This window comes from Bradyrhizobium canariense (assembly GCF_019402665.1).
GTDB classification, from domain to species: Bacteria; Pseudomonadota; Alphaproteobacteria; order Rhizobiales; family Xanthobacteraceae; genus Bradyrhizobium; species Bradyrhizobium canariense.
Genome location: NZ_VSST01000002.1, coordinates 57,784 through 76,824, shown reverse-complemented (window position 1 = coordinate 76,824; position 19,041 = coordinate 57,784). Strand labels below are relative to the sequence as shown.

At 64.2% G+C, this 19,041-nt stretch carries 21 protein-coding genes; 8 read left to right on the top strand and 13 right to left on the bottom strand.

Annotated features, from left to right (window positions below):
• Positions 1-144: 144 nt before the first annotated feature.
• On the bottom strand, positions 145-534 hold the full coding sequence (locus FXB41_RS01070; protein WP_007601441.1) for a hypothetical protein: 390 nt from the start codon (positions 532-534) through the stop codon (positions 145-147).
• A gap of 288 nt (positions 535-822) precedes the next feature.
• Here FXB41_RS01070 and FXB41_RS01065 point away from each other — a divergent pair, with 288 nt between their 5' ends.
• A complete protein-coding gene (locus FXB41_RS01065) occupies positions 823-1,080 on the top strand; it encodes a DUF2798 domain-containing protein (RefSeq protein ID WP_007601439.1) in 258 nt (85 codons plus the stop codon).
• Positions 1,081-1,130: 50 nt separating this feature from the next.
• Here FXB41_RS01065 and FXB41_RS01060 read toward each other — a convergent pair whose 3' ends face one another.
• The 3 genes from FXB41_RS01060 to FXB41_RS01050 form a co-directional block, all read right to left on the bottom strand.
• Positions 1,131-2,918, bottom strand: a complete 1,788-nt coding sequence (locus FXB41_RS01060) for a chloride channel protein (protein ID WP_007601437.1) — start codon at positions 2,916-2,918, stop codon at positions 1,131-1,133.
• A 12-nt stretch (positions 2,919-2,930) separates the two neighbouring features.
• Positions 2,931-3,584: an L-fuculose-phosphate aldolase gene (locus FXB41_RS01055; protein ID WP_007601436.1), complete on the bottom strand. Its 654-nt coding sequence runs from the start codon at positions 3,582-3,584 to the stop codon at positions 2,931-2,933.
• Between the two features lie 158 nt (positions 3,585-3,742).
• A complete protein-coding gene (locus FXB41_RS01050; RefSeq protein ID WP_007601435.1) occupies positions 3,743-4,369 on the bottom strand; it encodes a MarC family protein in 627 nt (208 codons plus the stop codon).
• Positions 4,370-4,458: 89 nt separating this feature from the next.
• On the opposite strand from FXB41_RS01050, the gene FXB41_RS01045 reads away from it, so the two are divergent.
• The 5 genes from FXB41_RS01045 to FXB41_RS01025 all read left to right on the top strand — a co-directional run bounded on the left by FXB41_RS01045 (position 4,459) and on the right by FXB41_RS01025 (position 8,445).
• A complete protein-coding gene (locus FXB41_RS01045; protein WP_007601434.1) occupies positions 4,459-4,665 on the top strand; it encodes a hypothetical protein in 207 nt (68 codons plus the stop codon).
• A 100-nt stretch (positions 4,666-4,765) separates the two neighbouring features.
• Positions 4,766-5,332 carry a YciE/YciF ferroxidase family protein gene (locus FXB41_RS01040; protein WP_007601433.1) on the top strand — a complete coding sequence of 189 codons (567 nt, stop codon included), beginning with the start codon at positions 4,766-4,768 and terminating at the stop codon, positions 5,330-5,332.
• 154 nt (positions 5,333-5,486) lie between these two features.
• Complete coding sequence (locus FXB41_RS01035) at positions 5,487-5,870, top strand: Hsp20/alpha crystallin family protein (protein ID WP_007601432.1); 384 nt, start codon at positions 5,487-5,489, stop codon at positions 5,868-5,870.
• Positions 5,871-5,878: 8 nt separating this feature from the next.
• Positions 5,879-8,284, top strand: a complete 2,406-nt coding sequence (lon, locus tag FXB41_RS01030; RefSeq protein ID WP_219678777.1) for an endopeptidase La — start codon at positions 5,879-5,881, stop codon at positions 8,282-8,284.
• A gap of 5 nt (positions 8,285-8,289) precedes the next feature.
• Positions 8,290-8,445, top strand: coding sequence for a hypothetical protein (locus FXB41_RS01025; RefSeq protein WP_007601430.1), 156 nt, complete (start codon positions 8,290-8,292; stop codon positions 8,443-8,445).
• Positions 8,446-8,517: 72 nt separating this feature from the next.
• On the opposite strand, the gene FXB41_RS01020 is transcribed toward FXB41_RS01025, so the two are convergent.
• The 3 genes from FXB41_RS01020 to FXB41_RS01010 form a co-directional block, all read right to left on the bottom strand.
• Entirely contained in the window at positions 8,518-8,820 is a 303-nt protein-coding gene (locus FXB41_RS01020) for an HU family DNA-binding protein (RefSeq protein WP_007601427.1), read from the bottom strand.
• 356 nt (positions 8,821-9,176) lie between these two features.
• Positions 9,177-10,409, bottom strand: a complete 1,233-nt coding sequence (locus tag FXB41_RS01015; RefSeq protein ID WP_219678774.1) for an acetyl-CoA C-acetyltransferase — start codon at positions 10,407-10,409, stop codon at positions 9,177-9,179.
• 146 nt (positions 10,410-10,555) lie between these two features.
• A complete protein-coding gene (locus FXB41_RS01010) occupies positions 10,556-12,019 on the bottom strand; it encodes a GH1 family beta-glucosidase (protein ID WP_219678771.1) in 1,464 nt (487 codons plus the stop codon).
• Positions 12,020-12,510: 491 nt separating this feature from the next.
• Between FXB41_RS01010 and FXB41_RS01005 the strand changes: the two genes are divergently transcribed.
• Entirely contained in the window at positions 12,511-12,717 is a 207-nt protein-coding gene (locus FXB41_RS01005) for a hypothetical protein (RefSeq protein WP_007601421.1), read from the top strand.
• A gap of 27 nt (positions 12,718-12,744) precedes the next feature.
• On the opposite strand, the gene FXB41_RS01000 is transcribed toward FXB41_RS01005, so the two are convergent.
• The 6 genes from FXB41_RS01000 to FXB41_RS00975 all read right to left on the bottom strand — a co-directional run bounded on the left by FXB41_RS01000 (position 12,745) and on the right by FXB41_RS00975 (position 18,212).
• On the bottom strand, positions 12,745-13,152 hold the full coding sequence (locus tag FXB41_RS01000) for a hypothetical protein (protein ID WP_219678769.1): 408 nt from the start codon (positions 13,150-13,152) through the stop codon (positions 12,745-12,747).
• A 59-nt stretch (positions 13,153-13,211) separates the two neighbouring features.
• Positions 13,212-13,379 carry a hypothetical protein gene (locus FXB41_RS00995; protein ID WP_007601419.1) on the bottom strand — a complete coding sequence of 56 codons (168 nt, stop codon included), beginning with the start codon at positions 13,377-13,379 and terminating at the stop codon, positions 13,212-13,214.
• Between the two features lie 169 nt (positions 13,380-13,548).
• Complete coding sequence (locus FXB41_RS00990) at positions 13,549-13,782, bottom strand: hypothetical protein (RefSeq protein WP_007601418.1); 234 nt, start codon at positions 13,780-13,782, stop codon at positions 13,549-13,551.
• Positions 13,779-14,078, bottom strand: a complete 300-nt coding sequence (locus tag FXB41_RS00985) for a hypothetical protein (RefSeq protein WP_007601417.1) — start codon at positions 14,076-14,078, stop codon at positions 13,779-13,781. The genes FXB41_RS00990 and FXB41_RS00985 overlap by 4 nt, the downstream gene beginning before the upstream one ends.
• A 132-nt stretch (positions 14,079-14,210) precedes the next feature.
• Positions 14,211-16,700: a TonB-dependent receptor gene (locus FXB41_RS00980; RefSeq protein ID WP_219678765.1), complete on the bottom strand. Its 2,490-nt coding sequence runs from the start codon at positions 16,698-16,700 to the stop codon at positions 14,211-14,213.
• Positions 16,701-16,853: 153 nt separating this feature from the next.
• Positions 16,854-18,212 (bottom strand): histidine kinase, encoded by a 1,359-nt coding sequence (locus FXB41_RS00975; RefSeq protein WP_219678762.1) that lies wholly within the window; start codon positions 18,210-18,212, stop codon positions 16,854-16,856.
• Between the two features lie 146 nt (positions 18,213-18,358).
• On the opposite strand from FXB41_RS00975, the gene FXB41_RS00970 reads away from it, so the two are divergent.
• Complete coding sequence (locus FXB41_RS00970) at positions 18,359-18,979, top strand: response regulator (RefSeq protein ID WP_219678760.1); 621 nt, start codon at positions 18,359-18,361, stop codon at positions 18,977-18,979.
• The last annotated feature ends 62 nt before the right edge of the window (positions 18,980-19,041 follow it).

Sequence of the window (19,041 nt, the reverse complement as noted above, 5' to 3'; positions counted from 1 at the left end):
CGGTAAAGTGGAATATTTTTTCAAGAGAGGATTGACGCACCCGCGACACAGGTCGCGCAATGAGACGCCTCGCGCAGAAGCAACAAGGGGCGGTGCAAAACACCGCCCCTTGGCGCGAAACGAGACTGCGGCGAGGACAGGCGCCTAATACGGCTGATAATAGCCACGCGGACCATAGTAGGGACCGCCGCCGTAATATCCCTGTCCGCCGTAGTAAGGACCGGGGCCGTAATTATAGCGGTCCTCGTAGTACTCTTGGCGCCTGCTCTCTGCGATCGCGCCGCCGATCAGACCTGCCGCCACGCCCATGAAGGCGAGGCCTGCAGCGTTCGGACCTCGTCGATAGTAGCGGTGGCGGCGAGCGGCGCTGAAATCGGTGGCAGCCGGAGCGGCCGGGCCCGCGGCAGCGGCCTTGCTGGGTGCGGGCGAGTTGGCAGCCGAAGGCGTGACAGAGGCCGCAATCAGAACAAGACTTGCGAAAGCTGCCAACGCAACGTTGCGGCCGGCTGCAGAAATCATCGGTCCCTTATTCATCTTGACCTTCCCTGTTCTCGCTCAAAGCGACATCATCAAACAAGATTTAATGCGCAAGCTACTGAAATGGTTTCGTGATCGCGGCAATCTGCCACGCTTTGAACGATTGTAAACCGAACGACCAGATCCAGCTTGAACGATCCAACATGAGCGGATAATGAACAGCCGCACCGTTTTTCGGTCGCCGTAAGCGTTTTACGTGAACCAACGCATCAACCGACGCCGTCGGGATCGATGCCATTCTTGGGTTCACCGTGACTGACGCGTCCTATTCCAAAGAGAAACCAGATGATTGCGGTTCGCAAACTGCCGGCGCGCTATGCGCCGATCGTGATGCCATTTGTGCTGTCCGTCCTCATGACGGCCGTGGTGTCGATCATTTCCACCCTTCGAAGCCTCGGCGCAACGCCGGCGTTCCTCGCGACCTGGCCGGGCGCCTGGGCGCTGTCATGGCTCGTCGCCTTTCCGACGCTGCTGATGGTGCTGCCGCTGGTCCGCCGGATCGTGGCGGGCGTCGTTGCGGCTCCCGCCCAACCGAGCCGATAGCAGGCGCGGACGGCGGCGCGTGACGCACGCCGTCCCGCTTCCGCGTGACTTTACGACAGCGCCCCCAGCACGCCGCGCGTTGCCTTGTCGATCTCCTCGACATAGCGGCGGCGGGCGAAGGTCTCGGTGAGGAAGCCGACCACTTTGCGGCTGTCGGTGGAATCGACGACTGCCAGCATCTCGGCTTCCGCCTCGTCGAACACCGCCATGGCCGACTTCACGTTCATTTCGGGGATCAGCACGATCTCGGTCAGGCGCGCGAGCTCGATCACCTGGATTTCGTCGGCGATGGTGTCGAGATCGCCGGAGAACAGGTCGGGCAGCAGGACGAGACCGACATATTCGTCCGCATTGTTGACGATGACGATCCCGGGCCGCGAGCCCAGCGCGAATTCGCGGCGGACCGCGGCGATCGTCGTGGTCGACGGCACCTTGCCGACATCGGAGCGCATCAGCCGCTCGACGGTGAGGTTGCGCAGCCAGCCGACGTCGTTGGCGCTACGAATGGTCTCGCCGCGCAGATGCAGGCGCCAGGTCGAGAAGGAGTGTCCGAACATGAAGCGGACGCAGATCGAGGTGACGATGCAGCCGGCGAGCACCACGGCGGTGACGTCGACGTTGCGGGTCATCTCGAGCACGAGGAACGACATGGTCAAGGGACCGCCGACGATGGCGACGCCGAGCGTCGCCATGCCCGTGAGCATCGCGACCAGCGGATCGATCACGAAGTTCGGGCTGATCAAGAGCAGCACCGCCGAAAAGAACTTTCCGATCAGGCTGCCGACGAACAGCGAGGCAAAGAACAGCCCGCCGCGGAAGCCGGAGGCGAGCGAGATCAGGCAGGCCGTCACCTTCAAGGCGATGATCAGCGCGATCAGGCCGATCGTCATGTCGTGAAAGAGATCGAGCACCATCGCGCCGTGGCCGGCCGCCAGCACCTGCGGCGTGACAATCGCAAAGCCTCCGACGATGAGGCCGCCGATCACCGGGCGCAGCCAGACCGGCAGCCATTTGAACAGGCGCTCGAACATCGAGGACGAGCGCATCACGGCGATGCCGACGCCGCTGGTGACGAGCGCGAGCCCGATCAGCGCCAGATATTGCTCGACGCCGACGGCGCTGACCTTGGGTATTTCGAGCGAGTATGGCGCGCCGCCGAGCCATTGCGCGGTCAGTGCACCCGCGAGCGAGGCGGCGAGGATTGGCGCAGCGCTGCCGACCGAATAGACGCCGACGATCAGCTCGCAGGCGTAGAAGGCGCCGGTGATCGGCGCACCGAAGGCGGCCGCGATCGCCGCAGCGGCACCGCAGCCGACGATCAGGCGCAGATCGTTGCGGCGCAGATTGAAGAACTTGCCGAGCAGCGAGGCGATGCCCGAGCCGATCTGGGTATAGCCGGCTTCGAGGCCGACGGAGGCGCCGCAGCCGTTCGAGATCAAGGTCTGGCTCGACACCACCACGCTGTCGCGCATCGACAGATTGCCGCCACGCAGCGCGTTCGCCTCGATCGGATCGACCGCGCTGGAGAGCTTGAGCCTTCGCCGCCACCACTCCATGATCCCGAGCGCCAATCCGCCCAGCGCGGGCGCGATCAACGCGGCCCAGGGACTGACGCTGGTATTGGCGGACAGGCGAACGTCGATGGGAATGCCGTAGATCACCATATGGGCAATCTGCGCAATCTCGGCCATCAGCGTCACGATGGCGCCGGCGAGCGTGCCGATCACCAGCGCCAGCGGGATCAGATAGAATTCGTTGCTGCGCAGCAGCGCCCGCAGCCGAACCATGACGCGGTTCGTCCCCTTGCGGTCGGCGAGATGTCTGATCCGCAGGAACACTTTTGGCCCGCCCTACCCTTCCGACATGCCGTAACCGGACATGCGCTGGCGGACCCGCTCGATCTCGGCACTCGACAGCAGCGGCGGCTCTCCGATCTGGAGACAGCCGTGATATTGCCGCGCCAGCGTCTCGACCTCGACGGCGAGCCACATCGCCTTGTCCAACGACTTGCCGATCGCGATCATGCCGTGATGGTCGAGCAGGCAGGCAAGCCGGCCCTCCAGCGCCCGCACTGCATGTTCGGACAGCTCCGCCGTTCCGAAGGTGGCATAGGGCGCGCAGCGGATGCTGTCGCCGCCGGCGGCTGCGATCATGTAGTGCACGGGCGGGATCTCCAGGCCCATGATCGCCAGGATGGTGCAATAGGTCGGATGGGCGTGGACGACGGCGTTGACGTCTGGCCGGGCCTTCAGGATGTCGAGGTGGAAGCGCCACTCGCTTGACGGCTTCTGATCGGGCGCGTGCGAGCCGTCCATCGCCATGAACACGATCTGGTCCGGCGTCATGGCGTCGTAGGGCACGCTGGTCGGGGTGACCAGAAGCCCGTCCACATGCCGGACGCTGATATTGCCCGAGGTGCCCTGGTTGATGCCGAGCGCGTTCATGCGGCGGCAGGCGCCGATGATGGCCTGTCTCTTGTCGAGCTCGTCCGCTGTCATCGACATCTCGATTTCCTGACGATGGGCGCCTGTCAGACGGGGAGTACGTCAAGCATTATGGCAGCGCAAGAGAAAGCGGACCGGATCGCGCGCGATCGCGCCAGCCGCCTCATGGCATCATGAAATAAACATGAAAATCAACGCATTAACAGATTGTCGCAGCTCTACGGCAAGCTCGCCCGGACGGCCGCGATGCCGTTGATCACGAACTGCACCGAATAGGCCGCGAGCAGCATGCCGAGCACGCGCGAGAGGACGGCGTTGCCGGTGCGCCCAAGGCTCCGCGCGATCATATTCGCGGAGACAAAGCAGAGCATGCAAAGCAGGCACACGGAGAGCACGACCGCGATGATGATCGCGAGCCTCGGCCCGTAGCCGGCATCGCCCGTCAGGAGCAGCGTGGTCGCGATCGCGCCAGGACCGGCCATCATCGGGATCGCCAGCGGGAATACCGCGACGTCGGAGGCATGCTCGGAGCTTGCCTTGTCGGCCTCGCGGGCCTCGCGATGCGGACGGTCGCCGAAGATCATCTGGTAGGACACGCCGAACAGCAGCAGTCCGCCGGCGATCTGGAAGGCGGGGATGCCGATCCCGAGCTGGCGCAGCAGCCAGTTTCCAATCAGGGCGATCACCACCAGGATCGACGCCGCAATCAGTGGCGCGCGCAGCGCGATGGTGCGTTTGGTCTTGTCGGGCATGCCTCCGGTCGCGGCGAGGAAGGCCGGCGCAAGGCCCACGGGATCGACCACGAGCAGCAGCGTCACGAACGCAGACAAGGTGAAGTCGATCATGTCTCGGTGGGCTCCCTGGACGCAGGAACGATGGCTGGCGGACTGACTTAGCCCGGCAGAACCGCTTTGAAAATCACCGGAGATGCACAATGAGCGACAGTGGAATTGGAATGTTGCTGGGTCACCTTTCGGGCAACCTGCTCTGGCTCTGGTTCATCGGAGCCTTCGTGCTCGGTGCGGTCCTGGTCTACGGCGTGGCGAAGGCGGGGCGCCTGCGGCGCCGCGAGCGCGCACAGCTCGACCGCAACACCGAGGCGCGGCAGCGGCAGGAAGATCCCTACAAGCGTCCGACCTGAGCGCAGGTTGCCGTTTGGAACTTTCGTTCTCCGAAAGCTTTTGATCGCCTGAGGATTGCGGAAGGCGATGCCTTCGCGTGTCACCTCAAGAGGAGGATGTATGGCCAAGAAAGCAAAGAAGCGCACGACCAAGAAATCGTCGACGGGCCGCGCCCGTCAGGCGCCGAAGATGTTGAGCGACCTGTTTCTCGAGACGCTCAAGGACATCTATTTCGCCGAGAACAAGATCATCAAGACCTTGCCCAAGATGGCCAAGGCCGCCAACTCGAAGGAGCTCGCGGCGGCTTTCAACAAGCATCTGCGCGAGACCCAGGGCCAGGTCAAACGTCTCGACCAGATCTTCAAGATGCTGGGCAAGCCGGCCCGCGGCAAGCCTTGCGAAGCGATCAACGGCATCACCGACGAAGGCGCCGAGATCATGAAGGAGTTCAAGAACGCTCCTGCGCTCGACGCCGGCCTGCTCGCAGCCGCGCAGGCGGTCGAGCATTACGAAATCTCCCGCTACGGCACGCTGCGCACCTGGGCCGAGGAGCTCGGCATGCAGGACGCGGCAAAGCTGCTGCAGGCGACGCTGGACGAGGAAGAGGCGACCGATCACACCCTGACCGAGCTCGCCACCTCCGTGATCAACCTCGAGGCGGAAGAGGAATACCGCCAGGCGGCCTGAGCCCCACGTGGCGTGACGACGAAACGCCGCGGCCGGAAGGCCGCGGCGCTTGTGTTTTCGGATCGCACGATCCGCATGGCACCTGCGCGCCGCCGGGCTGGAATTCTCGGGAACCGGCCCCATATTCAGCGTTCCCCACCGCCGAGCCCGCATCATGCAACCCAAAAATCCCCTCGACTGGATGCTGTCCGAAGCCCTGGACTCGCTGACCCGCGCCGAACGGCTGCGCCAGCAGTTCGGCCGCCAGGAAGCGTGCTGGGAGCCACCGATCGACGTGCTCGAAACCGAGCATGAGCTTCTGATCTTGGTCGCGCTTCCGGGTGTCAATCCCGACAATGTCGAGACTGTCATCCATGACGGCGTGCTCGTCATCTCCGGCCAGCGCACCCTTCCGCCGGAGCTTCGCAACGCCCGCATCCACCGGCTCGAACTGCCGCAGGGGCGTTTTGAGCGCCGCATTGCATTGCCCGTTGGCCGCTACGCCATCAGCCGCTTCGTGATGGACGGCTGCGTCGCGCTGCGCCTCGCCAAATCCTGAGGTCGATCATGGCCACCGAACCAATGAATACCGCACCGACCAATCCCCAGAGCAATTCCGACGTGAAGATTCCCGAAGACGCGCTGATCATCATCCCGGTGCGCGAGATGGTGCTGTTCCCCGGCGCCATCGCGCCGATCGCGATCGCGCGGCCGAAGTCGGTCGCTGCCGCGCAGCAGGCGCTGCGCGAGCAGCGGCCGGTCGGCATCGTCCTGCAACGCAGCCCCGAGACCGAGGAGCCCGGACCGGACGACCTCTATCGGGTCGCGACCATCGCCAACATCGTGCGCTACATCACCGCACCCGACGGCACCCATCACATCGTCTGCCAGGGCGTGCAGCGCGCGCGCATCCTCGACTTCCTGCCCGGGACGCCGTTCCCGGCCGCGCGGATCCAGCAGATTCCGGAGCCGACCACGAGCACGCCCGAGATCGAGGCCCGCGGGCTCAACCTGCAGCGTCAGGCCATCGAGGCGATCGAGCTGCTGCCGCAGGCGCCGCCCGAGCTGATCGCGATGTTCCAGGGCACCACCGCGCCCGGCGCGCTGGCGGACCTGGCGACCTCGTTCATGGACATCAAGCCGCAGGACAAGCAGGAGGTGTTGGAGACCATCGACCTCGCTCTGCGTGTCGAGAAGGTGTCGAAGCATCTGGCCGAACGGCTGGAGGTGCTGCGCATCAGCAACGAGATCGGCCAGCAGACCCGCGCCAGCTTCGACGAACGGCAGCGCGAGGCGATCCTGCGCGAGCAGATGGCGACCATTCAGCGCCAGCTCGGCGAAGGCGACGGCAAGGCGGCCGAGGTCGCCGAGCTGGCCGCTGCCATCGCCAAGGCCAACATGCCGCCCGAGGCCGACGCGCATGCGAAGAAGGAGCTGCGCCGCTACGAGCGCATGCCGGAGGCCGCCGGCGAGGCCGGCATGGTCCGCACTTACCTGGACTGGCTGATCGAGCTGCCGTGGGCCTTGCCTGCGGAGAAGTCGATCGACATCAAGGAAGCGCGCCGCATCCTCGATGCCGATCACTTTGGCCTGGAGAAGATCAAGAGCCGGATCATCGAATATCTGGCGGTGCGCAAGCTGGCGCCGCAGGGCAAGGCGCCGATCCTGTGCTTCGTCGGACCGCCCGGCGTCGGCAAGACCTCGCTCGGTCAATCCATCGCACGCGCGATGGACCGTCCCTTCGTGCGCGTCAGCCTCGGCGGCGTGCATGACGAGGCCGAGATCCGCGGCCATCGGCGCACCTATATCGGCGCGCTGCCCGGCAACATCATCCAGGGCATCAAGAAGGCGGGCACCCGGAACTGCGTCATGATGCTGGACGAGATCGACAAGATGGGTCGCGGCGTGCAGGGCGATCCTTCCGCCGCGATGCTGGAGGTGCTCGACCCCGAGCAGAACGGGACGTTCCGGGACAATTATTTGGGCGTGCCCTTCGACCTGTCGCGCGTTGTGTTCATCGCGACCGCCAACATGCTGGACCAGATCCCGGGTCCGCTGCTGGACCGCATGGAGCTGATCAGCCTCACCGGCTACACCCAGGAAGAGAAGCTGGAGATCGCCAAGCGCTATCTGGTGCGGCGGCAGCTCGAGGCCAACGGCTTGACGGCCGAGCAGGCCGAGATCGAGCCGGAGGCGCTGGAGCTGGTCGTCAACGGCTACACCCGCGAAGCCGGCGTGCGTAACCTCGAGCGCGAGATCGGCAAGCTGTTCCGCCATGCCGCCGTGCAGGTCGCCGAAGGCACGGCTGCCAAGGTCGTCGTGACGCCGAAGGATATCGGCACCGTACTCGGCCAGCCGCGCTTCGAGGGCGAGATCGCGCAGCGCACCAGCATTCCAGGCGTGGCCACCGGCCTTGCCTGGACGCCGGTCGGCGGCGACATCCTGTTCATCGAAGCCTCGCGGGTATCCGGCCGCGGCGGGATGATCCTGACCGGCCAGCTCGGCGAGGTCATGCGCGAGAGCGTGCAGGCTGCGATGACGCTGGTGAAGAGCAAGGCCACGCAGCTCGGCATCGATCCGCAGCTGTTCGAAAAGAGCGACATCCACGTTCACGTGCCCGCAGGCGCGACGCCGAAGGACGGGCCGAGCGCGGGCGTTGCGATGTTCACGGCGCTGACGTCCCTGCTCACCAATCGCACGGTGCGCAGCGACACCGCCATGACCGGCGAGATCTCGCTGCGCGGCCTGGTGCTGCCGGTCGGCGGCATCAAGGAGAAGGTGGTGGCGGCCGCGGCCGCGGGCCTGAAGCGGGTGATGCTGCCGGCGCGCAACAAGCGGGACTACGACGACATCCCGAAGAGTGCGCGGGACAACCTCGAATTCATCTGGCTGGAGCGCGTCGACGAAGCCATCGCCGCGGCGCTCGAGCCGGCCGAGGCCCAAGCCGATGCCAAGGTCGAAGCGGCGGAGTGAATGCGATGAAGAAGCTGCTGGAAAGAGCGAAGCGATCGCGGCAGGCGCAGCGGCTGCGGCAGTTGCTCGATCGCGCCATCGACGGGGTTCGCGATGCGCTGGCGGCATCAGGACCGCGGCTTCAGCCGGTCCCGGTCCGCGCGAAGCGCCGCAAGGGTTGAGCCCTCCGTCTCAAGTCCTCGCGACAGCCCCGAACAAAAGACCCCCTCCTACGGGAGGGGGCCTTTGCGTCGTTAGCCCACGGCGTCCTTGGCGGCCTTGACCGGGCGGGCGCGGACGATCTTGCGGGCCGGCTTGGCCTTGAACATCATCTCTTCGCCCGTGAACGGGTTGGTGCCCTTGCGTGCCTTGGTCGCGGGCTTCTTGATGACCACGAACTTGGCGAAGCCCGGTACCAGGAACAGCCCGTTCTTCTTGAGCTCCTTGTGGCCGACGTCGGTCAGCGTCTCCATGACGCTCTTGACGTCACGCTTGGAAAGCTCGGTGGTGGTCGCGATCTTTTCGATCAGCTGCGATTTCGACATTTGGGTGGCCATCGTGTCTCCTCTGATTCGTTGACGGCTGCATATTAGACCAACCGGTGAAGGCCTATAGCCTTCTGCACAGTTTTGTCGGGGTTTTACGGGCTTTTTTGGCCCTCTGTGGCAAAAAACCCTGCTTTTTAGCCACTTCCGGAGCGGGAGAAGCCTCAGGCAGCGGATTTTACCTTGTTTCAAAGGCCCGCACGCAGCCTTGCTAAAGCTGATTCGATGCTTTCGACAAGTGACGACCGGCCTCTTTGTCGGAGTCCGGTCGCGATTCACCCTGGAAAATAAGCCTAGATCGTCGTGATGCGGCGATCGCGGGGACTTTTTTCCCTTATCTTTACAGAGCGCGACGAGCTTCGCTCGCGCTAGATACGTTCGATGATGACGGCCGGGGCCATGCCACCGGCCGCGCACATGGTGACGAGACCGCGCTTCAAGTCGCGTCGTTCGAGCTCGTCGAGCACGGTGCCGATCAGGATCGAGCCGGTGGCGCCGATGGGATGGCCGAGTGCGATCGAGCCGCCATTGACGTTGACCTTGGCGCGGTCGAGCTTGAGGTCGCGGATGTATTTTTCCGCAACCACGGCAAAGGCCTCGTTGATCTCGAACAGGTCGATGTCGTTGATGGTCAGCCCCGCTTTCGCCAGCACCTTGCGCGTCGCCGGCACCGGCGCGTTCAGCATCAGCGTCGGCGAGTCCCCCATGTTGGCCATCGCAACCACGCGGGCGCGCGGCTTGAGCCCATGCGCCTTCGCGTAAGCAGGCGACGCCAGAAGGATCGCGGCCGCGCCGTCGACGACGCCGGACGAATTGCCGGCGTGGTGCATGAAGTCGATCTCGAGGTCGGGGTACTCCTGCAGGATCAGGCCGCGATAGGTCGTGCCCTTGTCGTCGAGCGCATGGTCGGCGACCGCAGGGAATGCCGGCTTCAACGCGCTCAGCCCTTCCATCGTGGTCTGCGGCCGCGGATATTCTTCATGGTCGAGCGCGAGGCTGCCATCCTCGCGATGCACCGGCACGAGGCTGTTCTTGAAGTGGCCGTTCGCGATCGCGTGCGCGGCGCGCTTCTGGCTTTCGAGGCCGAGCGCGTCGACGTCCCTTCGCGTGATGCCTTCCAGCGTTGCGATCGCGTCGGCACAAACGCCCTGATGCGACTGCGGATGCCGCGCACGCAGGCGCAGATTGCCATTGTCCATCATCATCGGACCACCGCCGCGCCGGCCCTCCATCGACATCATCTCGCAGCCGCCGGCGACGACGAGGTCTTCCGCGCCCGCCATGATCGAGCTTGCAGCCATGTTGACGCTGGTGATGCCGCTTCCACAAAAGCGATCCAGCGTCACGGCGCTGGCGCGCACGTCGTAGCCGGCGTCCAGCGCCGACATGCGGCCGAGATCGCCGCCTTGCGTTGCGACCTGTGCGCTGCAGCCCCAGATGATGTCGTCAACGTCGCCGGTGTCGATGCCGGTGCGCGCCGCGAGCGCGCGCAGCACGGTTGCTCCCAGCTGCTGCGGATGAATGCCCGAGAGCGCCCCCTTGCCAGGCTTGCCGACGCCCCGCGGAGTTCGGCAGGCATCAATGATAAGTGCGTCGGTCATTGGCGTTTCCTCTTTTTGAATGGTTAGAGGCGTTTTGAATCAGGAGGCGAAGGGAGTCAATGCACGCTGGCGGAACCCCTCACCCTGTCTCCTCAGCGCGAGCCAAGCTTGTCGCGCCCCAGCAAGAACGGGGCGCGGGAGAGCAATCACACCCCCGCCGCGTTCTTCGCGATCACGTTGCGATAGAAGCTGGCGCTGAGTTTCGGCGTGCGCACCTGCGTGTCGAAATTGACGTGGTAGAGCCCAAAGCGCTTGTTGAGCCCGAACACCCATTCAAAATTGTCCATCAAGCTCCAGAGGAAGTAGCCGCGCACCGGCACGCCTTCGGCGGTGGCGCGCTGGAGCTGGGCGAGGTAGTTGCGCAAATACATGATGCGGTCGGTGTCGTAGATCTTGCCGTCAGGCGTCACGACGTCGTCGCCGGAGGTGCCGTTCTCGCTGATATAGATCGCGTCCGTCTTCCAGATCTTCGCCGCCAGCTTCGGCACCCAGTAGATCGTCTCGGGACCGATGCGCAGCCAGTCCGAATTCATGTGCGGGAACGATTTCGGGATCGGCAGCGGCATGAAGCCCGCGCCCTGGTCGGAGGCCACCACGTAGTTCTGCGGCGCGTAGATGTTGAGGCCGAGGAAATCGACCGGCGAGGAGATGATCTTCAGCTCCGCATCGGTGTATTTCGGCGCGTCGCGCCCGGCGAACTTCAGGAAGGCGTCGGTGTACTGGCCCGTCATGATGACGTTGAGATAGCCGGCGTTCATTTCGCGCAGCGCGATCTCGGCGGCACGGACGTTCTCCGGTGTGTCGATCGCGGGGGCGCAGGCATCGATGTTCTCGGCCGGCCCCACCCTGGTGCCGCGGCGGCCATGGGCGCGTACCGCCTGCACCGCGAGCCCGTGTGCGAGCGCGCTGTTGTGCCTGATCTGGTTGACCTCGGCTTGCGGCAGCGTCACGCCGGGCGCGTCGATGCCGATGCCGTAGCCGAAATGGACGAACCGACCGCTCTCGTTCAGTGTGAAGACGTTCTTGACGCGATCGGTCAGGTGCTCGGCGACATAGGCCGCGTAATCGCCGAAGATCTTGCAGGTCTCCGTCGAGCGCCAACCGCCAAACCGGTCCTGGAGCGATTGCGGCAGGTCCCAATGATAGAGCGTCAGCCACGGCTCGATGCCGTTCTTGAGGAGTTCGTCGACCAGGCGGTTGTAGAAGTCGAGTCCCTTCGGGTTGGGCTTGCCGTCGCCGTCCGGAAACAGCCGCGGCCAGGCCACCGAGAAGCGATAAGCCTTGCAGCCGAGCTCCTTGATGAGCGCGATGTCCTCCTTGTAGCGGTGATAGTGCTCGTTGGCGCGGTCGCCGGTGCTGCCGTCTTCGATCTTGCCGGGGATGCGGACGAACTTGTCCCAGATCGAGGCCCCTCGCCCGTCCTCGTTGACCGCGCCCTCGACCTGATAGGACGAGGTCGCGGTGCCCCAGACGAAGCCCGCCGGAAAGCCGTCCCCGCTCCGTGGCGGGGATGCGGGCTTGGCGTCCGCCCCTCCGAGAGGATTGGCGATGCCGGCTGCGGACAATCCCGCCAGCGTGGCGAACTGGCGACGCGAGACCTTGTCCGACATTGATAGTGCTCCGGGGCGATGCTGTTGCGGCGGCACCATGGCGAATCGCGGGTCGTTTGAGAAGCGGGCGAGCCGAAGGCTGAGGATGCAGAATTGCCGAATGCGACAAAGTTGTCCGAAAGGGGCCACGCCGATCGTCGGCCGAGCTACCCCAAAAGTCGAAATATCAGCCCCACCGTCATTCGAATTCCAGCCCAATCCGGCGAGGAAGTTATCAGTTCCCCTCGACAGGGGCCCGTAGGCTCACAGAATGCCATAAACCCCACGGAAATTACGACCAAAGTTCGCAAATATGGGATATGGTGCAACCATCGCCGCTCCGCTCTGGGCGATTGTCTGTCTGCACCGGTCAACCAAGAGAACGACTGACTTATGACGCGGTTCGACCGCATCATACTGTGGTAACCTCTTCCGCTGGACCAAGTGCCTGTCCTGCCAGGGATACAACGACTGACCCCGCGTCAGAGTCACTGTGAATTCGAGGTAGATCTATGTCGTATGCCTACAAGCTGAATGAAGACGTTCGCCACCAGCCCCAAGGCCCACAAGGACGTGCCGCGACCGAGCCACCGATGATTTATACCATCGTCCAGCATATGCCCATCGAGGCCGATGGACGTCTCCGATACCGCATCAAGTGCAAGTCGGAGAAAATCGAGCGAGTCGTCACGGAAGATCAGCTTTCGTATTCGCAGTGAACTGCTCGATGACGGCGGCTCCCTCGCTCAGCGCGAGCGCTTCGGCAACTTTGGCAGCTTGTCGGGATTGAACGGCGGTATCTGCCGGGTTCGTTCTGGCGCGGGCGTCTGCTGTTCCGTCAGGATCAGCGTACCCTGGAGGATCATTCCCGGCACTTGCGCTGCCGTCGCCGTGTAGGTCGCGACCTTGCCCGGGCAGTTTCCCTCGATATCCAGCGTGAGCTCATCGTCGACGCCGAACACCGTTGCGCGTCCGTCGGTATGGCGCTTCGTCGACACGGTGGCGGTGAAGCGATCTCCGTCGACCTTGCAAGAGCCGTGATAGGTCATCAGGCTGTCGCAGCCCCAGATCTGTCCGTCTGCGACATGGACGATCCCGGTCCCCTGATCGAGCGGCGTCTTGTACCACGCCGCATAGGTGCCGTCCTTCAACATGGGAGCAGTCTCCCGGTATTCCCTCGCGCATCATCGACACGATCAGCGCTAACAAAGCGTTAATCGCGCGGCCCGTGCCAATCCGGACTATTCCTGCGCAGCTCGGCTTCGAGGTCTTCAATGATGCTGTGAAGCAGACAGGCGGCAAGTGGATCGGTCACTTCGCGCTCCAGATGCCGGTAACGCGCGATCTGGAATTCCTGCTCTCTCAACTGGTGCTCTGTCATCGGACGGGCCCTCCGACGAACCGACGCAGAGACAGCCGAACAGTTTCGTTACAATTTTAGGATCATTCGCTATGGTTTCCGATCGGTAAAAACAACGCTCCGCCAAGCTTCGCCGGCGCGAGGGATCATCGGAGACTTCGAAAGGTCGATACGCCGACATGCGCCGCTGTTACGGCACGTCACCGCTTCTCCGATTCTCGCCGATGCTGTGCGGCTTGTTGAGGAAGAACTCCCGGTTACCGAGAGCCGCTTCCGCGTACTGGTCGATCGCGACCTGGATGGCCTCGATGTGCATGCGGCACCAGCCCTCGAGGCAGGACAGGCGCCGCGCATGATGGAGAGCCTTCAGAAATTCCGGGGGCTCCTGCATGTCGGAGAAGTAGGTCGGCCTCTCCCCCTTCATGCCCGTGCCATCTCTCGCGGCGGCACCAGCCGGCGCTTCTCAACACCGACGCGCGATGGCATCGGCCGACGGCGGGGAACGAAGAGGCTGGCGACGACGATCGGGTCGGTGTCCCCGAGTGCGGCCCGCTCCTGAACGAGCCCGCTCATCACCGTGCGCATCTTCATGACTTCGCCTGCGACGAAGCTGCAGTCCTCGTCCCTGTTGATCTGCTCATGCATGATCGCCTCGGCCTCACGCATGCTGACGCGTAACGCCCTGATGATCCTGCGGATTTCGTTGATGCGGTTGTCCATGGCTCGCTCCCTTGGCTGGACGAACAGCATAAGAACAAAACATGAACAATGAGTCAATCGGCTTGAGGTAGAACAGAGCCGGCGTGACACGCCGTTCCGGGCGGCGCCATCCCCCGCGCTTACCGAGCCAGATCAGAACGTCACCCGCATCCCCGCATAGAAGGCGCGCGGCCTTGCCGGGCTGAGCGAGCGCGGGTCGCTGAACTCGGCACCGCCATTGGTGAAGTTGGGCACGGCTTTGGTGTCGAAGAACTGTCCGTAGGTCGCATAGCGCTTGTCGAAGATATTGTCGATCTTGCCGTAGAGCTGGACGTTCTTGGTCACCTGGTAGGACGTGTGCAGGTTGAACACGGTATAGGACGGCAGCTTCGCATATTGGTTGGACTCGTCCCCAACCAGATATTGGCTGGAGACGAACAGCGCGTTGCCGCCGACCTTCCACACGTCGGTGACGGCATAGTCGACACCGACCTTGACGCGATGGCGCGGGATCGCGGGGAGCTGGTTGCCGGGCAGCACCTGAATGGTTTCGGTGACAGTATCCCTGAACGGGCTTTCGGAGCCGAGTGCGAAAGCGTCGAGATAGCGTGCGTCGACGAACGCGTAGCTCGCCTGAAACTGAAGCGTGGGCGACTTGATGTTGACCTCGGCTTCGAGCCCCTGACGCCTGGTCCGGCCGACGTTGGAGAAATAGCCGAAGCCGGTGCGGCCGACTGCGGGAACGGCGACGATGTCGTCGACATTGGTGGCGCGGAAGCCGCCGATTTTCCAACCAAGCGTGCCGATGTTCAGCTCCCTGCTGCCGCGCAGGCCCGCTTCCACGGTCTTGGACACGACCTGCTTCAATGGCGGATCGGAGACGAGAAACGCGGCAATGAGACAGGGACGGGCTGGATCGGAGCAGCCGAGCTCGAGCGGCGTCGGAACGCGATTGGCCTCGGAATAGCCGGCATAGGCCGTCAGCTCCGGCGTGATCTTGTAGGTGCCGCCGATCACCGGATTGAAGCGGGTGAAGGTGTGATCGCCGTTGAGATCGGTCCCGAGCTGATCCTCCAGCGTGATGCGCGCCACGTTGAAGCGGCCGCCGCCGGTGACGGCGAAGGCGTCCGTGACATTGAACGTGTCCATTGCGTAGAGGCCGTTATATTGATTGACGGTCCGCAGCGAGACAGGGCCGGCAACGGTATCAGGTACGCCGGTCGGCCCCAGGAAGAGGCCGCCGCCGCTAACGACGTAGTTTTCTCCGATCGTACCGATTTCGGCGGTGGCGTTGTAGCGCGTGACACTGGCGTCATAGGTCGCGCCCATCACGAAGCGGTTGTCGTGGCCGAACAGCTGGTCGGTGTTGGTGGCCTGCCCCGACACGCCGAAGGTGGTCGAACGTATCGAGCTGCGGTCGATCTCGCCGAGGACGGTCCCGGACGCGAAAGGATTGGCAAGCGGCAGGCCGTTAACGCCGTTTGCCGGTGTGGCGCCGTCGCCGAAGCAAAGAAGGCCGGTGAGCCCCGGATCGGTGCATTCCTGCGCGTCGGTCGGATTGCCGTCGACGAGCTTCTGCTCGTACCTGCGCACATGCGCGGTGCCTTCGAGCGTCCAGGTCGGCGTCGCATCGACCTTGCCTGTCAAGTTGAGATAGCCGACGCGATTGGAAGTGGTCTGCGGGGTCGTGTAGGTCGCGCCCCAATATTTGTCGAGCAGCTCGGCGGGAACGGTGGCGTTGGCGCCGAAATCGTTCTTGGCGACGCCCATATTGGCGTGGAATTCGCTGTCGCCGGCCTTGTAGCCGACGTCGCCGTAGAAGCGCCGCACGTCGGATTGGGAGAAATTGCGGAAGCCGTTGTCGTGCAGGCCTTCGAGCGCGGCATAGACGCCGTAGTTCTTGTCAACCGTCTTGCCCCATTGCGCCGAGCCCTGGATGCGGCCGAACGAGCCGCCCATGAGATCAAGCTCCGCGCCCTGATAGGTGAAACCGTCCTTCATTTGCAAATTGATCGCGCCGCCTAGCGCGTTGAGGCCGAAGGCGGGATTGTTGGTCACGAGCGTCACCGACCGGATCGCCGCGGTCGGGATCAGGTCCCAGTTGACGGCATCGGAGAAGGCTTCGTTGATGCGAACGCCGTTCTGATACACCGCGAGGCCTTGCGGCGTGCCCGTCACGGGCGAAGCGACGAAGCCGCGGAATTCGACATTCGGCTGGAACGGATTGCCAGTGACCTCGGTGATGTTAACGCCGGCGATGTTGTCGCGAAGCGCGTCGGTGATGTTCAAGGAGCCGGTGCGCTTGATCTGGCTGGCGTCGACGGCGTTGATCGCCGACGGAACCTTGTCGACGTCAAGACCTCTGCCGGCACCCGGCGCGGTCGGGTAGACGTAAAGGCGCGTCTTGGGGCTGGCGGATGACGGTGCCCCGATGTGCGCGACCGGTCGCGATGACGCGGTGCGTCGCGCCGTTGACCGCGGCGGCGCCGTTACCTCGACAGGCGGCAAGTTCTGGACGTTAGTTTCTTCGTCCTGCGCGGCCCCCGCGGGGATCGCGAAGACGGAGAGCAGCCCGGTCGAAACCGAGGCCATCAACAAACGACGCTTGAACCCAATAGCTTTGAACCAAAGAGCCTTGCCCATCCGAGCCTTCCCATCCGTGACCACCGGCTGTTTTGATTTTCGCCGGTTGGTCGAGACGAGGGTAATCGGCAGGGATGCGTGCGCCAGCCACAAAAGGTCGGGCCGTATCCGCACCAATTTTCCCGACAAAATCGGGAATTTTTCCCGACGCGATCAGGCCGCCGCCGTCGGAACCAGGGCCTCGACGGTCAGACCGCCGTCACCCGAGACGACGTTGAGCGTGCCGCCCAGCGCCAGAATCCGCTCGCGCATGCCGACGAGCCCGAAGCCGAGCTTCTGGCCCGGCTCCATGCCGCGGCCGTTGTCGCTGATCCGCACTCGGGCACCGCTGCGGCCATCGCTTGCCGCCTGCGCCACCGGCTCGATGACGACATTGACCGAGGTCGCGCCGGCGTGGCGGAACACGTTGGTGAGCGCCTCCTGCACGATGCGGTAGATGGTGAGGTCGGCGGTCTCCCCGGTGACGCCAAGCGCCGGCGAGATCACGGTCTCGATGGCGACATCGGGATGCGACTCCCGCCACAGCCGCGACAGCGATTCCAGTGCCTGGCGCAGGCCGAGCTCGGCCAGGCCGACAGGCCGGAGGCGCTCCAGCACGCGGCGATTGAACTGTTGAAGCGCGTTGATCTGCTCCAGCATGGCGCTGCCGTGTTTTCGCACGGCCTCCGCATTCGGGGCGCGTCCGTCCGCCTGCTTTGCCAGCGCGCTCGCATGCGCGCGCAGCGAGAACAGATATGGCCCGAACTCGTCATGGAGCTCGCGGGCGATCTCCTTGCGCTCGACATCCTGGAGCGATACCGTTCGCTCGGCGAGGCGCCGCTTGTCCTCGATGGCGTCACTGAGCGTTGCCGCAAGATGGTTGAGCTTGGTGCAGATCGCGGCGAGCTCCGGCGCGCCGCCCGGCGCGACGCGCGCCTGATAGCGACCGTCTTCGAGCTCGGCCATCATATCCGCCAGGGACTGGAGCGGCGCCAGCGCCCGGCCGACCACATTCATCATCACCAGGAACAGCGCCAGCGCGATCACCGAGCCGACCTCGAGCTGGGTCACGATGGCGTCCCAGATCTCGGCGATCTCGTCATCGGGATGGGAGGTGATCAGCAGCGAACCCGGCTTGCCGTGGATCGAGACGGGTACGCTCACCGCGGTCTGCTCGGGATGAACCAGGCTGACGAACCAGGCCGGCGGCGCGCGGGTGTCGTCATCGACGTCGGTCCGCGGCTGCGTCAGCGGACTGCCGGCTTCGTCCCGAAGCGCGATGCTGACATGGCGCAGGCGACTGAGGTCGCGCGCAATCTGGTTGAGCCTGGCATCCGGATCGGGCGCCTCGTTGAGATCCGCAACGATCATCTCGATGAATTCGCGCGCGAGCCGGATCACGCTCTGGTCCTCGGCCTGCACGCGCGGCCCGGCTTCTGCGACCTGGCGGCCGATATTGACGGCGAGTCCCAGCGCCAGCAGCAGCGCCAGGAGCAGGTTGATGCGCCCGCGCAAGGATAGATTTTGCCACATTGGTATCGCCCGTACCCCCCGCGAAGGATTGGCCTGCGCCTGTCCGATAACGTTGACAGAGGCGAAGCGCCCGATATCTAATCGAAAGCGTACAGCAATCCCGGCCGGGCGCGAAACAGGCCAAGACGCTGTCACGAGGAACGCCTATGCGCATTTTGATCGTCGACGATCATCCCATCGTCGCCTCCGGCTGCCGTGCCGTGCTGGCCGACGAGGGCGAGATCGAGATTTTGGAGGCCGCCGACGCCGAAGACGGCGAGTGCGTCTTCATCGTCGAGCGCCCCGACCTCTCGATCATCGACATCAACCTGCCGACCGTGTCCGGCTTTGAGCTCGCGCGCCGCATCCTCGAGCGCGCGCCCGAGGCCCGAATCATCATGTTCAGCATGAACGACGACCCTGCTTTTGCCGCGCGTGCGATCGAGTGCGGCGCCAAGGGCTATGTCTCCAAGACCGGTGACCCCGATGATCTCGTCGAGGCGATTCGCATCGTTGGCGGCGGCGGCACCTATCTGCCGAGCGCGATCGCGCGCAGCATCGCCTTTGCGGGACCCGCGCTGGCGCAAAGCCCGCTGTTGAAACTGAATGCGCGCGAGATGGAGATTTTGCGGCTGCTCAGCGCCGGAAAGAGCCTTTCCGAGATCGCCTGGCTGGTGCAGTCGTCCTACAAGACTGTCGCCAACACCTCGTCCATCATGCGCCAGAAGCTCGGAGTGAAAACCTCTGTCGAGCTGGTGCGGCTGGCGATCGACAGTGGCGTGGCCTGACGGCCGCCACGAATTCGGTCACACAAGCGTTGCAATCCTGATGTGGCTTGATGCCACGGAGC